At 63.8% G+C, this 15,601-nt stretch carries 11 protein-coding genes; 9 read left to right on the forward strand and 2 right to left on the reverse strand.

The genetic code is table 11. The annotated features are described in order from the left end of the window. Positions 1–16: 16 nt before the first annotated feature. Together EA187_RS16770 and EA187_RS16775 are read right to left on the reverse strand one after the other, a co-directional pair. A complete protein-coding gene (locus tag EA187_RS16770; protein ID WP_127781014.1) occupies positions 17–1,399 on the reverse strand; it encodes a hypothetical protein in 1,383 nt (460 codons plus the stop codon). Then, the gene (locus EA187_RS16775) at positions 1,396–5,445 is read right to left on the reverse strand and encodes a PKD domain-containing protein (RefSeq protein ID WP_164856352.1); all 4,050 of its coding nucleotides are present in this window, start codon (positions 5,443–5,445) and stop codon (positions 1,396–1,398) included. The genes EA187_RS16770 and EA187_RS16775 overlap by 4 nt, the downstream gene beginning before the upstream one ends. 258 nt (positions 5,446–5,703) lie before the next feature. Here EA187_RS16775 and EA187_RS16780 point away from each other — a divergent pair, with 258 nt between their 5' ends. The 9 genes from EA187_RS16780 (at position 5,704) to rpsJ (ending at position 15,440) form a co-directional block, all read left to right on the forward strand. Then, complete coding sequence (locus EA187_RS16780; protein WP_115604747.1) at positions 5,704–7,416, forward strand: asparagine synthase-related protein; 1,713 nt, start codon at positions 5,704–5,706, stop codon at positions 7,414–7,416. A gap of 401 nt (positions 7,417–7,817) precedes the next feature. After that, complete coding sequence (locus EA187_RS16785; RefSeq protein WP_127781016.1) at positions 7,818–9,509, forward strand: ABC transporter ATP-binding protein; 1,692 nt, start codon at positions 7,818–7,820, stop codon at positions 9,507–9,509. Between the two features lie 21 nt (positions 9,510–9,530). Further along, a complete protein-coding gene (locus EA187_RS16790) occupies positions 9,531–9,824 on the forward strand; it encodes a PqqD family protein (protein ID WP_115604743.1) in 294 nt (97 codons plus the stop codon). Continuing rightward, positions 9,821–10,774, forward strand: coding sequence for a hypothetical protein (locus tag EA187_RS16795; protein WP_127781017.1), 954 nt, complete (start codon positions 9,821–9,823; stop codon positions 10,772–10,774). Before EA187_RS16790 ends, EA187_RS16795 begins: the two co-directional genes overlap by 4 nt. After that, the gene (locus EA187_RS16800) at positions 10,774–11,250 is read left to right on the forward strand and encodes a lasso peptide biosynthesis B2 protein (RefSeq protein WP_127781018.1); all 477 of its coding nucleotides are present in this window, start codon (positions 10,774–10,776) and stop codon (positions 11,248–11,250) included. Before EA187_RS16795 ends, EA187_RS16800 begins: the two co-directional genes overlap by 1 nt. Positions 11,251–11,516: 266 nt before the next feature. Continuing rightward, positions 11,517–11,888 (forward strand): 30S ribosomal protein S12, encoded by a 372-nt coding sequence (gene rpsL / locus EA187_RS16805; protein ID WP_115604737.1) that lies wholly within the window; start codon positions 11,517–11,519, stop codon positions 11,886–11,888. 90 nt (positions 11,889–11,978) lie between these two features. Next, the gene (gene rpsG / locus EA187_RS16810; RefSeq protein ID WP_115604735.1) at positions 11,979–12,452 is read left to right on the forward strand and encodes a 30S ribosomal protein S7; all 474 of its coding nucleotides are present in this window, start codon (positions 11,979–11,981) and stop codon (positions 12,450–12,452) included. A gap of 244 nt (positions 12,453–12,696) precedes the next feature. Further along, on the forward strand, positions 12,697–14,838 hold the full coding sequence (gene fusA, locus EA187_RS16815; protein WP_127781019.1) for an elongation factor G: 2,142 nt from the start codon (positions 12,697–12,699) through the stop codon (positions 14,836–14,838). Positions 14,839–15,131: 293 nt separating this feature from the next. Further along, positions 15,132–15,440 (forward strand): 30S ribosomal protein S10, encoded by a 309-nt coding sequence (gene rpsJ, locus EA187_RS16820; protein ID WP_115604733.1) that lies wholly within the window; start codon positions 15,132–15,134, stop codon positions 15,438–15,440. Positions 15,441–15,601 lie beyond the last annotated feature (161 nt).

A 15,601-nucleotide genomic window follows, 5' to 3' on the forward strand; every position in this document is an offset into this window, starting at 1 on the left:
GTTTTGGCGTTTTTCCCTATTCGTCGAAGGTGCTTACGCCCGAGTAGTATACGATCTCAAGGTAGGGACCGACCCGATCGATGCCCGGGAGCCCGGTGAGATCGTCGCTGCAACCCTGGTCGACCACCGCCCGATGCATCCCGCGCACAAGCTCCAGCCTTCGACTCGACTCGCTGCCCAGCGCGACCGTCTCCCCGGCGACCACATCCAGTGTCCCGGTTGAGGTCGCCAGGGCCAGGGTCAAGGGCGCGCTGATCTGAAGGCATGCGCTGCTCTCACGCGTCACCTCGCAGCCCTCGCTCAGTCGTGTGCTGTAGTCCAGCGCCAGATGGGAGGGTAAGCTGTAGCCGCGCACCACATCGATCGTCTCCACCTCCAAAATGTCCCCGTTCTGATTCTCGCGACGCAGATCGATGGAGATATTCGCATACGTGACTTCGCCATCGCCGTTGGGCGCGGCGATGTCGACAAAAAACTGCACAAAGAGCGGGTTCAAGTCACTGTTGGGTGCCAGCCGGCTGGCCAGACGCTCGCTGCCGCAGATCTGCCAGTTGCGATCTTCGGCGGGACTCTGGAGCGCCACATCATAACAGCCAGCCTCGTCCGAGGGATGGACCGAGAGCACCTGCCATTCACGCTCACTCGGGGGGTAACTCCAACGCAGCGACGAGCCGGCGATCCCCGTGGAACAACTCCCCTGATCAACCGCTTCGCTCAGGGGGGTCTCAAGGATCGACGTGCCCTCCCAGGAGCTTAATTCGACCTCGTCTCCAACCACCTCCCAGGCATAGACCGCCCCGGCAGGAGCCGAGAGCGCCTCGGCCTGCTCGGCCTCAGTGCACGTGCTCAACTCTCCGCTGCACGGGCGGCTGCGCCAGGTGCGCCGCTCGGAGAGCGGCGTCTCGGAGTAGTCCGCGGTGAGTACCACCGTGTTCTCTCCGGTTGGAATATCGGCGGGGGCGTCCACATCCCGATAGAACGACTTGGTGGCAAGCCCGAAGGGCCAGGACACCGCCACATCGGCGACGCGACCATCGGAAGTCCGTACCACGCTGAGACGGCACCCGGCCGAGCCCTGCGAGGAACTCCAGCTATAGAGACGGGTCTCCTGGCCGGAATAGAGCCGCTCAATCGAGATGCTGCTCATCAGGTGTTCGTTGCGCAGAAACTCGGAGATGCGACCCGAGACAAGCTCGCAGTCCACGACAAGCTCACTGCGCAGCGGCTGAACATGGAGCGGCACAACATCGTGCGTGCGGTTGTAAACGGAGACCTGAGTCTCCTCCGGCTCACCGAGCCCCTCAACGCCTCGGGGCTCCTGTCCACATCCAGACGTCAGCAGCGCGCCCCCCCAGATCAGCGCCGCCACGAGTTGCTTTTGAGTCTGAGGGGCGCTCACAGCCCGGCCTCACGTCGACGCCACCACATCAGCCCCATCGCCGCAGCGAAGAGGAAGAAGCCCGCATCGCCCTGCTGTGAGCTGGAGCTGCATGCGCAGCCCGACCCGGCGAGGCTGCCGCGAAGTGCCGAGAGGTCATCGGCATCGCCGGCATCATCAAGACCGGCGTCGTCACCGGCGTCCACGCCCACATCATCACCGGCGTCGTCGCCGGCGTCAGGCCCAGGCTCCACCGGAATGTCCACAGGCTCCACAACCACCTCATGCACCTCGCGGGGGCTGTTGGCCATGCCGTCGCTGACAATCAGCCCGAAGCGGTAGATCGTCGTCTCCGTGAGCGTCTCGGGGAAGGTCACGTTGACCGCGCTCTCCCGATCGGTCTGCGAGATGGTCGGGAAGGGCTGACCATCGACCAGGCTCCACTGGTACGAGGCGATCGCATCGCCGTCCGGATCGCTGGAGCCAACCCCGTCGAGCAGGATCGTCGCTCCGGCGTTCGCTTCGCCAGGGCCTTCAATCAGCGCCACCGGCGGGCGGTTCTCATCGTTGGTCACGCGCACCTCGGTGGTGTCCGGCTCGCTATCGAACTCGCCATCGCTGACCACCAGCTCAAAGATCAGGACCAGCTCTTCGCCAGCCTCCAGCACCGGTGCCACAAACATCGGGGCGGCCGAGCTGGCGTCGTCAAGCTCCACCGTCGGACCCTCGATCTGGGTCCAGGCAAAGCTCAGCTCATCCTCGTCCGGGTCGCTACTGGCGGTGCCGTCGAGGGTGACATCAGCCTCACTGCCCACCATCTGGTCGCTTCCGGCGTCAGCCTCCGGGGCGCGGTTTTCGGTGGAGCACTCGCCAATCTCATTGCAGTAGGCGCCGTCTGCGCACGCTTCATCGCTATCACAGCTGGTCTGGCAGGAGCCGGTGTCGCAGCGGAAGGGCGCGCAGTCGATAACGGTACCGGCCGCACACGCGCCGCTCACACACTGCCCCGCACCCACCAGCTCCGTTTCGCTCTGGCAGAAGGGGGCCTGGCAGTTCAGCCCGTCGGGCACGTCGGCATAGGTACAGCCATCCTCCGCGTCGCAACTTCCTACCGTGCAGGGGTTACTGTCATCACAGGTCACCGGGGCGCTGGCCTGGCAGACACCGCTCTCACAGACGCCGCTGGTGCACACGGTACCGGTGTCACAGCTGCTTCCATCGGCCAGGGGCGCGGTCTCACAGGCTCCCGTTTGCGGGTTGCATACGCCCGTCGCGCAGGCGCTGCCTTCGGCGCTGCAGTCCACCACCGCGCCCGGCACACAGCTGCCCGCCTGGCAGATGTCGCCGGTGGTGCAGAGGTTATTGTCGTCGCAGGACGTCCCGGTCTGCGGCTGGGTCGGCACACAGGCGCGCGCCGCGTTGGAGCAGACCACACCACCGTAGCACTGCGAGGTTTCGCACACCCGCGCCTCACCAGCCTGGCACTGACCGACGGCGTTGCAGGTGTCGTTGATCGTGCAGAAGAGATCGTTGTCGCAGGCGGTGCCGGCGGCCTTCGGGCTCCAGTCGGTGGTCGACTGGGCAGGGTCGCAGACAAAGCACTCCGCCGAGGGGTTGGTGGTGCCGGCCGGGTAGCAGCTTTCCTGAATCAGGCAGCCCCGGGTCACCGGATGGGTACAGGCACCATCCTCGCAGACGTCGCCGGTGCAGCTCAGGCCGTCGTCTTCACAGGTCGTTCCGTCCATGGGCGAGGTCTCGTTGACGCAGCCGTTGGTCGGATCGCAGCTGTCCTGGGTGCAGGGGTTGCCGTCGTTGCAGTCGACCTGCGAGCCGGTGCACTGACCGGCCTGGCAGGTGGCGATGGTGCAGGAGTCGGAGTCATCGCCACACACCATCCCGTCGGGGGCCGGGGACCAGTCCGTGGTGGACTGGCCGGGGGCGCAGACCTCACAGGTATTATTCGGGTTGAAGTCACCGGCGGTGTAATAGGTTCCGCCGATGAAGCAGTTGACGCGGCCGGGGTACAAAAAGATCTGTCCACCGTTGGTGATCAGACCGTCGTAGGAGCGGGCACCCACCAGGAGCTCGTCGCTGCCATCGCCAGTAAGGTCGGGGATCGCGCGCACCGAGATGCCAAATTCGGAGCCCGCCTGGCCCGAGAGGAGCGTCCAGTCGGGCGTGTTCATCAGGCCGGATGGCGAGCCCAGATAGACCAGCACGCCGCCCTCGGCGACCCCGGCTTCGTTTCGCAGGTTGTAGGCGCCCACGGCCAGGTCGCGGTGGCCATCGTTATTGAAGTCACCGTTGGCAGCGATGCGCTGACCAAAACGTGCGCCGGCGTGCGGAGCGTCGACCGTCCAGACCTGCTGGTAGGCGCTGCTTGCGGTGTCCCACTCATAGATCGAGACCGAGCCGAAGCCGCCTCCGCCTCCACCGGCACCGACGACCAGGGCGTCGATGCGACGTCCGTTGATTCGGGTACCGGTGGGGCTGGGCATGGTATCCAGGCTGACCCCGAAGCTGCTGCCGCTGTTAGGGCCGTTGATGCGAGTGGGGGGCAGGGCGATCGCGTTGCTGGCGTCATGGTCAAAGATGAACACGGCGCCGGTGAAGCCCGAGGGGTAGGGCGTACCCACCGCGAAGCTGTCGCAGGTCGAGGAGGAGCCGCGGGTGTCGGGAAGGGTCTGAACGGTCCACCCCAGCGCGAGCCCCTGAGTGTTTTCCTGGTAGCGAAAGCCCGGTGCCGACTCGTAGGTGCCGCTGGCGGCATCGTGGTGGTAGATCTGAACCTCGCCGGCCACCTGGTGCGTGGTCCCGCCAACGGTAGCGGCCTGGCTGGGAGCGCCCACCAGCAAATCATCCTGACCGTTGCAGTCGTAGTCGCCTACGCTGATCGAACGCCCAAGGCCTGCCAGAGTCGGCGACTCTCGAGACCAGACCAGTGGCGAGGGGTTAAGCGCACCCGAGGCGCACTCAAAGGGCCGGAACATCAGCACGCGTCCGAAGCCGCCGTTGTAACCCGGCGAGCCGACCACGAGTTCGTCGCAGCCGTCCTCGTTGGCATCGCCGCTGATCGAGAGTCCGATGCTGAGCTGCTCGTTGGGCTCGTCTCCGACGACCACAAACCCGGCGGTGTTTCCAAAGCCGTTGGCGTTGCCCAGATAGACCAGCGCACGCCCCTGCAGGTTGTGACTCACCGAGTAGTCGTGCTGGCTGATGGCAATGTCGGCCACGCCGTCGCCGTTGACATCACCGGGGTGGCTGATGCTGTCGGCAAACTTGGAGCCGGGCTGTGTGGAGGAGCCCTCCCAGATCGGCTGGCTCGCCAGAGGGTCGATCGTCAGCGGGTAAACCGCGTCGCGATCATCGACCTCAAACCAGAAGCGGGAATCATCGCTCGCAAGACGGACCGGCACCTCGTTATGGCGTGCATCGTAGGCGATGACTCCCGACCAACGAAAGACCACCTCCCCGTCATGCAGAACTTCCAGGTCGCCCTTATCGCTCTGGTAGGTCTTCATCCGCCCATGGTGAGCGAAATCCACGCGCACCGGCCCCTTGCCGCGGGGAGGCTCCGAGAGTGTGGTAAAAAGTTTGAGCCCGGTGGCGCGATGCTCCAGGCTCACGCGCACGCCCCCGGCGTACTCCAGATGGGCCTCGGAGCTATCTTGAAGGCGTCCCTCCACCTTGCCCACATCAACGGTCGTGTCACCTCGGCCCACCCCCGCCAGTGCGAAATGATAGTCCCAGTTCTGGACCATCGGCTTCCCGCTGGCATAGAGCCCCGGCGTCGGCTCGATCGTGATCTCGCCGTCTGACCCGATGGTGACATCGCCAAGGGCCAGTACCGTCGCCTCCAGGCCTTCGGCAGTCGCATCGAAACCCTGAGGCCAGGCCGCTGCCAGCTCCTCGGGCGGGGCCATCGCTTTGAAATGGCTGCTCATCTCGGGGCGGTATGTCTCCCCCGGCGTCCCATACTCATTCTGCGCTTGAACGCGCGTGGTGATTGCATCTCCTTCATCACCGCTGCAGGCGCTCACGGCCATAAGCAACGCCATCGCAATCATAGGAGCTCGCCTGGGGGCGAGTCTCCGACATGCATGTACAGATTCCGTCATTGTGTTTTCCATATGTTTGTGGGCCTGCTTCAGATCATCGCGTGTCGACAGTACCTTGAGAACGCTCTATGGGGCTCCGGCTGGCATGAGCTGAGTACACATCCTGCACGTGCGCACTTGCCGAGCTTCGCCGAGACTACGTAGACTTGATCCGCGCTTCAAATAAGCGCAGTTCGCCACCATTTGCGGGTAGAGTAGGCCAAACGCATGAGTGCGCAAGAGAAAGTTCCGCTGAAGGCGACGCTTCCAGGCGCTATCCTGCCCGTCGGCGATCTCCTCATTCAGGGGCATTGTGGCACCCCGGAGATCCTCGTCAGCGGGCCGGCCGTCTATCAGCTCGCGCTGATCGCGCAGGACAACTCCGGCTGGCTCTGCATTCTGGGGCCTCCATCTGCGGGTGACCCCCTGCTGGACCCGACGTTACCGATGCATGAGCGCATCGCCCGACTGCACCATCTGACGTCGCGTAGCCATCATGCCCGGGGGCTGGCTCAACTTCCCGACCTGGGAGTGGCAGTGGCCCTGCGATGGGACGCACGGCGTCGCGAACTCAGCGTGCGCAGAGATGCCTTCGGGCGCGTTCCCCTGGTGCACTCGAAGCACCCGGAGCAGGTGGCTGAGGGGGGCCTTGTCAGTACTCGCCCGGTCTTACTGGCTCCCTTCTCAGCACCTCTTCGGCCACCAGACGCCTGGCACTACTTCTCCCGCGCTCAAGACGCGCCTCTCCGAGACGACTTCTGGCCCGGAGTTCAACGTTTTTTCCCCGGCGAGGAGCGACGCTTTGTCGCGGGAACCTGGGAGACGACGCACAGGCTGTGGAGCCGCAATCGGCACCCGAGGTCGGGGCGCCCGCACGACGACCACGCGGATGAGCGCTTCGCCCAGCTGCTCGCACACGCCACCCGCGCCGCAATCCGGGAGCCGGGGCCTGTCTTTACGCTGAGCGGTGGCCTCGACTCCACCTCACTGGTCGCGCTGGCTCGTGAGCAGAAGGGCCATCGCAACCTCGCCACGGCCTCGATGGTGTCATCACGCCATCCCGGCTTTGATGAACGCCCTACCATTGAGACCTTGGTTCATCGGTGGCGCACGTCGCATCGCTTCGTCGATATCGGAGCTCCCGAACTCTGGTCGCCGCAACGCGCTAACCCGGGCGTTGAAGACTGGGGACCGGTGGTCGTCTGGGAAGCTCCCTATATGCGCTACTTTTTCGCTACCCTGCGCAAGGGGATGGCCCCCGACACCTGCACCCTCGTCTTCGGGTTCGGGGCCGATCAACTCCTCTTCGCCAACGAACTTCATTACCTGGAGCAGATCGCAGCTCACGCCACTCCGGAACTTCTCCGCTCCCTTCTCCTCCAGGCCGCAACGCGCCGGCGATGGCGTCGGGCCGCTCGCGTACTCGCCGCAAGAACGGGACTTCTCACGCGTTGGCGGGCTCGCTTTCGTCCCGACAGCGACCCACGCCAGGGTCTGCTGGAGGGGTGGAAGTGGGAGGCGTCGATGCGCGCCTTCGAGCGCTACCGCCGGGATCAGGGGGTGCGTCTGGCCTTTCCTTTCCTGCAGCGTGAGCTCTGGGAGACGATGCTCGCAAGTTCCCCCGGCGAGCTGCGCCACGGAGGGCTTCCCAAAGCGCATTTGCGTAAGATCCTTCACCACCGCGCTCCCGACGCGCTGACCTTTGCCCCCAAAGGTGGACTCTTCGACGAGGTCGTCGCCTGCGGACTCCATCGCCTCTTTGCACCGAGCTCGGCCTGCTCACTGTCTCAACAGCCACCCTCGCACTCGCCATTCACCGCCGAGCAACGACGTGTCGCTCTGGACTGGCTTCGCCAGGGAGCGCCCCCCGAAAAACGCTATGAGGCGGCGGTCACACGCTACCTCACCTCGTTCGAATCCTGGCTTCTGACCGTGCAGTAAAGCGCTGACGGTTTGACACGACTTTGTGTTTGGGCCATCCTCCCCGATGCAAATGTGTACGTTTATCTTGCCCACTCACTTTGCCGGCACTCGGCTGGCGCAGTGTAGCCCGGTGCCGGTAGCCGTTGAGAGAAAACGCTTATGTCCCGCAATACATCGACGTCCTGCTCCGAAGCCAGGCCTTCTGACCAGGTGTCCGACACACGTCCGCCCTCCGATGCTCCTCGTGCGACGTATCAGCCGCCGCAGTTGCAAGAACTCGGGCAGCTGCGCTCACTTATTCGTGGGTTCAGCGGCCCCGGAAACGACGGCGGCGGAGAAGGCACCGGATTTGGTGATCCCTGAGATCGCCTCATCAGGGTCTGCGACGTTGACCCGCTTGCCCCACACCGGAGGGTGTATTGCCCTCAGCACTGCTCCGACATGTTCGGCCTCGCTGGCTGATCCTTGCGACTGCTTCGCTGATCTTCTCCCAACTCATCGGCCTGGCTACTCCTTATCTGCTCAAGCTGGCGATCGATGAGGGCATCTCCCGCGCCGACGCAGATCTGCTCTGGGGTCTGGGCATTGCCGGCCTCATTCTCTACAGCCTGGGGGCGATCGCTCGCTTTGGCGGCCAATGGTACGCCACGCTGGCCGGCGAAGACATCTGGGAGAGCGCTCGCGATGAAGTCTTCCAGCACGTCCAACAGCTCTCTCTGGCCACGCTCGCCACGCAGCGAACCGGGGAGCTCGTCAGTCGCATCTACAGCGACACGTTTCATATCAAGCAGCTCGCCACATCGGTGCTTCCTGCTCTCACGTCGCTTCTGGTCGGGGTGGGAGGCACCGCTGCGATCCTCATCTGGCTCGATCCTCGCCTGGCGCTCCTGGCCGCCATCCCCTTGCCTGTAGGCTGGCTTCTTTTGCACATCTTCCGCCGACGCGTTCGACCGATGAGTCGGGCGCGTCTGGAGACAATGGCCGCCCTGCACAGTTCGCTTCACGAGGGTCTGGCAGGGATCGCCGACATTCAGGCCCTGGGGGCCCGCCAGATCTTTGCTCGCCGCGTTCGGGACGCCGGCCGCTCTCTCAAAGCTGCCGAGCTCGCCCTGGCCAGCCATCGCGCGCGCCTGGGGCCCGCAGTCGACCTGGCCCTCTCGCTGGTGCTCCTGGCCACGCTGGTCATCGGCGGACAGTACGTCATCGAGGGAAGTCTGAGCGTGGGCACGCTTGTGGTCTTCTACTTCTATGTGGGCCGTTGTTTAGGACCTCTTCGCGGGGTGCCGGGCATTCTCTACGGTTGGCACGGCGCTCGCGCTGCCGCCGAACGCATCGACGCTCTCCTGGCGGTTGCGCCCCGCCCGCCGGCCGCGCCCTCTGAGCTCCGCCCGCCGCCGGGTCCGCTCCGTGTGCGCGTCGAATCACTCTCCTTTGCCTACCCCCCCTCCAACACCTTCACGTCTGCCACCGCGCGCGGTGTCATCGATGGCCTCACCCTGGAACTCGCCCCCTCCGAGGCGGTGGCCATCCTGGGCCCCTCCGGTGCCGGCAAGAGCACCACAGGTCGGCTTCTCCTCAACCTCTTCGATCCGGAAGAGGGCCGGGTCATCCTCCAGGGGCTTGATGCTCGGGACTGGCCCCTCTCCGAGCTCCGCCGTCGGGTGGGCTATGTCGGTCAGGAGATCTTTTTGTTTGACGGCTCGCTGCGAGATAACCTCTTCATCGCCATGAGCCCCGAAGAGCGCCAGCAGGCCGAGCCTGACCTCGACGCCATCCTCAAGCTCGCCGGACTCCATGACTTCGTGCACGATCACCCCGAAGGCCTCGACGCGCCGATGGGCGAACGCGGCGCACGCCTCTCCGGTGGCCAGAAGAAGAGGGTGGCGCTGGCCCGCGCGCTCCTGCGAAACCCCGACCTCGTCATCATCGATCAGATGGCCACCGACCTTGAGGAGTCGCTTAATGCGCGCATCTTCAGTGCGCTGCGTCTCAGAAAGCTCACTCTGATCTACCTGGGCCACCGCGTGCCCGCAGGTCTCGACCCCGAACATGTCTTCTGGATGGAAGGCGGCTGCCTGCATCCCGGACCTCCCGATCGTCACCAACCTTAAGTTTCGCGGAGCCTTGCGCCCATGACCTTCTCCGACTCCCAGCGTTTCACCGCCCGCGATGATCTCGTCGTGGAGGCCATCGATGACCAGATCGTGATCCTCGATCTGCACGGCGATCGTTGCTTTGGTCTCAACGCTCAGGGGGTGCTCCTCTGGCAACGCATCCGCCAGGATGCCCCCTCGGTCGCCGAGCTCATTGAACTGCTCGAACAAACCTACGCCATCGATGCCGAACGCGCCCGCACTGACCTCCTCGCCTTCTTGAGCGCCCTCCAGAGTGCCGGCCTTCTGCTGGAGCATAACCAGACCTTATGAGCGCCTCGAATGTCTACCGCATCTACGGTCAAGCCATCGCCTGCGACCGCCCCCTGAACTTCGTGCCGATCCCTCCCTCGGAGCTCGCGGACGTTTCGGGCATCTGGACAGTCGATCATCTCCAGGGCGCACCGATACAAGGCGATCGCATCCATGATCTCGAAGATCACCCCGGCGGCGATCGCCTCGAAGTCTTCAAAAGCGGCGAAGGGCAGGGCGCCATCGCCTATGCAGGCTGGCGCTTTTCTTTCGATCTTCCTGACCGGCATATCGCCTACGAGCCCCCCGAGAGCTCCGACTGGGCGCTCGACACCTTGTTGGAACGCATCGTTCTCCCCATCGCTCTGCTCACCACCGATCGTCCCCTGGTGGCCCTCCACGGAAGCGCGCTGCGATGTCCCGGCGGGGACACGATTGCCATCATCGGCGACTCCGGCGCCGGCAAAAGCACCACCGCGCTCGGCCTGGTACGCCGAGGCGCTACCTTGCTTGCCGACGACCTGGTTCTCATCGATGTGGAGCGCCGCCTTCTTCTTGCCGGTGCCTCCTCACTCCGACTGGCCCTTCCGCACAGCGCCATCCCCGAGGCCCGCGTCAGCCTCCCGACACCGTCTCCCGATCCCAAGCGCATCTTTGTGCTCCCCGAAGCCCAGGCTTCAGGCCGCGAGCTACCCCTGACACATATCTTCAGCCTGGGCGGCGAGCCTGAGTCCGAGCGTGACTTCGAGTTAAGCCAGGCCCGGGGGGGTCGGGCCGCTGCGCTTCTCCTCTCCCAGTGCTTCGCCTTCTCGCAGAGCGCCCCGGAGGATGGCGAGGCGCGTTTTCGTCGCGCGATGCGCCTGTTGCGCACCACGCCGCTGACGCGCATTGAGTTTCGCCGGGGCGAAAGCTCGCTGGCCCAGATCGACGCCATCCAACGGGCGCTGGCCGCCAACGCCGAGGCACCCTGATGCCTCAACATCCGCTTGTTCAGCTGGGTGTTCGCTACGGCGAAGCCCTTGTCGTGATCACTGCCGCGCACCTCCTGATTAAAACCACCGGCTGGGATCGCGCCCGCCGCATCAGCGATCGCCTCCTCCCCCGACACATCGATGGGAACGTCTCAACGGGCGATCATCGCCGACTTGCCGGCGAGATCGAACGAAGCGTCCTGCGCATAAGTCGCTTTATCCCGGGGGCACGCTGCGCCCCGCGTGCTCTGGCCGCCCGGCATATGCTGGCCAGACGCGGTATCACCTCGCGTCTGGTCGTGGGGCTGCGCCTTGCGCCTCGCCCCGAAGGCCACGCCTGGTTGGAGATCGGCTCATCTTCTGACCCACTGCGCCTCTTTGCCCGCGATCCTTCCGCCTACACCCCCCTGGACGCTCTCTGCCAGACGAGGGCCGTATCGCCCCGATCCCCAGCGCCCACGCCGTCTTCTGCATAGCCAGGTCCGATGTCCACGATCCTCGAACATAACCTGAGAACGATCCACGCTTGACATCGCAACCCGCCTTTCTATAATCCGCCGTCCGAAGCCCCCCGGTCTGGCCTTTGTCATGCCCGGCCACATGCTCCTCGGTGGCTTCCGCAAACGAAATTCGCCGCTCTAAGTTGCCCGTCATCATCTGATGGGGTAAGCAGCCCCACAGACGGTGATGTCTCCGATATGGTGCAACGCGCCTCTCCAAGGTGCGACAAACAGGTACATGTATGCCCACGATTAACCAACTGGTTCGCAAAGGTCGCAAAAAGATTGTCTCCAAGACGACGGCGCCGGCTCTGAAGAGCTGCCCGCAGAAGCGTGGTGTTTGCACCCGCGTCTACACCACGACCCCCAAGAAGCCGAACTCCGCGCTTCGTAAGGTCGCTCGTGTTCGCCTGACCAACGGGATGGAAGTTACCAGCTACATTCCCGGTGAGGGACACAACCTCCAGGAGCACAGCGTCGTGCTCATCCGCGGCGGTCGTGTCAAAGACTTGCCCGGTGTGCGCTACCACATCGTTCGCGGCACCCTCGACGCCGTCGGCGTCCAGTCCCGCCGTCAGGGCCGCAGCAAGTACGGCACCAAGAAGCCGCGCTAAAACGCCCCGGATTTCTCGCGAGATTTTGCCCGGTGGCTCGCTTTGGCGACCTGTGTCGGGCCTTCGCACCTACGAATTGAGAGCTCAGTCATGCCAAGAAGAAGAGTGGTCCAGAAGCGCCCGATCCTCCCGGATCCCAAGTTTAACGACAAGCTGATCACCCAGTTTGTCAACGTCATGATGCGCGACGGCAAGAAGTCCACCGCCGAACGCATTATGTACGATACCCTCGACGTCATCGAGTCGAAGACCGGCGGCGAAGATCCCCTTCGCGTCTTCAAGCGCAGCATCGACAACTTGCGTCCGATGGTCGAAGTTCGCTCGCGCCGCGTCGGTGGTTCCACCTACCAGGTGCCCGTCGAAGTCCGCCCGGAGCGCCGCACCGCCCTGGCCATTCGCTGGCTGATCCAGGCCGCGCGTGCCCGCAACGAAAAGACGATGGTCGACAAGCTCACCAACGAGATTCTCGACGCGTCGAACAACCGCGGCACCGCCGTGCGCAACAAAGAGAACGTGCACCGTATGGCCGAGGCCAACCGCGCGTTCGCGCACTACCGCTGGTAACACTCGCGCCGGGCTCCCCCGACGCGCACATGTTCCATCAGGCGCATCGGACGGTGCCCTCCGAAGACCCGGTGAGGTCCTTATCGCTCCCTTCCGAGACGATAAGGCCTGACCGGGTCTTCGCGTTTAGCTTTCCTTCGGGCGGGAATGCCCCACCTTTCCGACCCAACCCATCTGCTCTCGCTACCCCCCAGACCGGGGAGACAGCGATCCCAACTGCGACCTTCACACAGGCAGGGTGACCGTGGCACGAAGTCTATCTCTCGAAATGACCCGCAACATCGGCATCATGGCGCATATCGACGCCGGTAAGACCACGACCACCGAGCGCATCCTCTTTTACACAGGGAAGTCGCATAAGATGGGCGAGGTCCATGACGGCGCCGCCGAAATGGACTGGATGGAGCAGGAGCGCGAGCGCGGCATTACGATCACCAGCGCAGCCACCACCTGTTACTGGACGACCAACGACGTTAAACACCGGATCAACATCATCGACACCCCCGGCCACGTCGACTTCACCATGGAAGTCGAACGCTCCCTGCGTGTGCTCGACGGTGCGATCGCCGTCTTCTGCGGTGTAAGTGGCGTCGAGCCCCAGTCCGAAACGGTCTGGCGCCAGGCCGATCGCTACCAGGTCCCCCGTATCGCCTTCGTGAATAAACTCGACCGTGTCGGTGCCGACCTCGATCGTGTCGTGCAGATGATGGTCGATCGCCTCAAAGCTCGCCCTGTGCGCATGCAGCTCGCCATCGGCGCCGAAGACGGCTTCCGCGGCGTCATCGATCTGGTGACCATGAGCGCCATCGTCTGGCAGGATGAGTCGCTCGGAGCGGAGTACGACCTCCTGGAGATCCCCGAAGAGCTCAAAGACGAGGCGCAACTTGCACGCGAGGAACTTCTCGAGATCTGCGCGGAACTCGACGAAGACCTCATGGACAAGTACCTCGAAGGCGAAACCCTCACCGAAGATGAGATCCGTCGCGCGGTGCGAAAGGGCACCCTCGCGCTGGAGATTGTGCCGGTTTTCTGCGGATCGGCGTACAAAAACAAAGGTGTTCAGCCTCTGCTCGACGCCGTGATCCGATACCTCCCGGCACCGGTCGATGTCCCGGCGATCGATGGTGTCACCCCTGAAGCCTACAAGCGCGTGACAGAAGGGCAGGGAGAGCCGGGTGATGCGGACATCGTGCGTCGCAAGGCCTCCGACGATGAGCCCTTCAGCGCCCTGGCGTTCAAGATCATGAGTGACCCCTATGTCGGTCACCTCACCTATTTCCGCGTCTACTCCGGCGTGCTCTCCAGCGGCAGCTACACCTACAACGCCACGAAAGGAAAGCGGGAGCGCATCGGTCGCATCCTCCTGATGCACGCCAATCGCCGCGAAGAGATCGAGGAGGTCCGCGCTGGCGACATCGCCGCGGTCGTCGGTATGCGCAACACCACCACCGGCGACACCTTGAGTGATGAGCACCACCCGGTGGTGCTCGAAGCGATCGACTTCCCTGAGCCGGTCATCGAGATCGCCATCGAGCCCAAGACCGTCGCCGACCAGGGCAAACTCGCCGAGAGCCTTCAGAAGCTCGCCGTCGAAGATCCCAGTTTCCAGGTCAAGGTCGACGAAGAAACCGGTCAGACCATCATCGCTGGCCAGGGCGAGCTGCATCTGGAGATCATCGTTGATCGCCTGTTGCGGGAGTTCAAAGTCGGCGCAAGCGTGGGCAAGCCCCAGGTCGCCTACCGCGAGACCGTCGGAATCTCGCACATCCACCGCGAGAAGCTCGAACGACAAACCGGAGGAAAGGGCATGTTTGCCGAGGTCGAGATCAAGATCTCGCCCAACGAGCGTGGCAAGGGCATCACCTTCGAAGAGTCCATTAAGGGCGGGGCGATCCCCAAAGAGTTCTTTGGTGCGATCGAGCGTGGCGTGCGCGAAGCCACCGAGGCAGGCGCGATCGCCGGTTACCCGGTTGTCGACATCCACGTCGAGCTCGTCGACGGATCCTTCCATGAGGTCGACTCCAGCGAGATGGCCTTTAAGATCTGTGCGCTACTGGCCGTCAAATCTGCCATCCGTGATGCCGATCCGCAGCTTCTCGAGCCGATGATGAGCGTCGAGGTCGTCACCCCTGAAGAGTTCATGGGCGATGTGATCGGCGACATCAACGCGCGCCGTGGTTCGGTTGGCGGTATGGAGCCTCGCGGAGGCTCACAGGTGATCAGCGCCCAGGTACCTCTCTCGGCGATGTTCGGCTATTCCACCGATCTTCGCAGCCGCAGCCAGGGCCGCGCCAGCTACTCCATGCACTTCGCGAATTACGATATTGTGCCCAAAGCGATCAGTGAAGCGTTGATCAATCGCATGATGGGCATCTATCCGGACTGACCCTTCGATGGGCCGCAAGGGGAGCGGACAAAAGGCGATTTCCACCTTGATCTGTTGACACCCCTACTGTATGGTCCGCACTCCCTGAGCCTGGGCGCCGGGGATTACTACCGCTTACGACGGCCCGAAACGCCGCCAATGACGCGGTGTTACGGGATTTTTGGTTCCCTCAGGTCAGGCCCGCTTGACCCACGGCACATGCAGCCGGTGAGGGATCCTTGAATTTAGCGCTAACCGCTGGGTTTCGCACTTTCTGACCTGAAGAACTCAGGTCAGTCGACGAGGTTTGTGACATGGCGAATGAGAAGATTCGAATTAAGCTGAAGGCGTACGACCACAAGCTGCTCGACGCGTCGGCTGCCGACATCGTAGAGACGGCTAAGCGTACCGGTGCACGCGTTGCGGGGCCGATCCCCCTTCCCACGCGCATCAACCGCTGGACGGTCCTGCGTAGCCCCTTCATCGACAAAAAGTCTCGCGAGCAGTTCGAGATGCGCACTCACAAGCGCCTTCTCGACATCCTCGATCCGACGCAGCAGACGCTCGACGCTCTGATGCGCCTGGATCTCGCCGCGGGCGTGGACGTCGAAATCAAGACCTGATTGCGCCTTTGGGTGGTCCTCGGCAGGCCCGCCTTAACGCAATCTTGTACTAAAGCCGGTCTCCTGCACGTCCTTTTGCTCAATGTGAGCAGGGTAGGGCAGGCGGCCATGAACCCACTCTTTCGCCCGTCCGAGCCTAAGTCAGGGCGGCGCAGGAGACG

It is taken from the genome of Lujinxingia sediminis (assembly GCF_004005565.1).
GTDB classification, from domain to species: Bacteria; Myxococcota_A; Bradymonadia; order Bradymonadales; family Bradymonadaceae; genus Lujinxingia; species Lujinxingia sediminis.

Bases quoted from the DNA above. Each gene is read 5' to 3' on its own strand.
- rpsG (WP_115604735.1), top strand. From the start codon at position 11,979: ATGCCAAGAAGAAGAGTGGTCCAGAAGCGCCCGATCCTCCCGGATCCC.
- EA187_RS16800 (WP_127781018.1), top strand. From the start codon at position 10,774: ATGCCTCAACATCCGCTTGTTCAGCTGGGTGTTCGCTACGGCGAAGCC.
- EA187_RS16775 (WP_164856352.1), bottom strand. From the start codon at position 5,445: ATGATTGCGATGGCGTTGCTTATGGCCGTGAGCGCCTGCAGCGGTGAT.
- EA187_RS16795 (WP_127781017.1), top strand. From the start codon at position 9,821: ATGAGCGCCTCGAATGTCTACCGCATCTACGGTCAAGCCATCGCCTGC.
- EA187_RS16790 (WP_115604743.1), top strand. From the start codon at position 9,531: ATGACCTTCTCCGACTCCCAGCGTTTCACCGCCCGCGATGATCTCGTC.
- EA187_RS16780 (WP_115604747.1), top strand. From the start codon at position 5,704: ATGAGTGCGCAAGAGAAAGTTCCGCTGAAGGCGACGCTTCCAGGCGCT.
- rpsL (WP_115604737.1), top strand. From the start codon at position 11,517: ATGCCCACGATTAACCAACTGGTTCGCAAAGGTCGCAAAAAGATTGTC.
- rpsJ (WP_115604733.1), top strand. From the start codon at position 15,132: ATGGCGAATGAGAAGATTCGAATTAAGCTGAAGGCGTACGACCACAAG.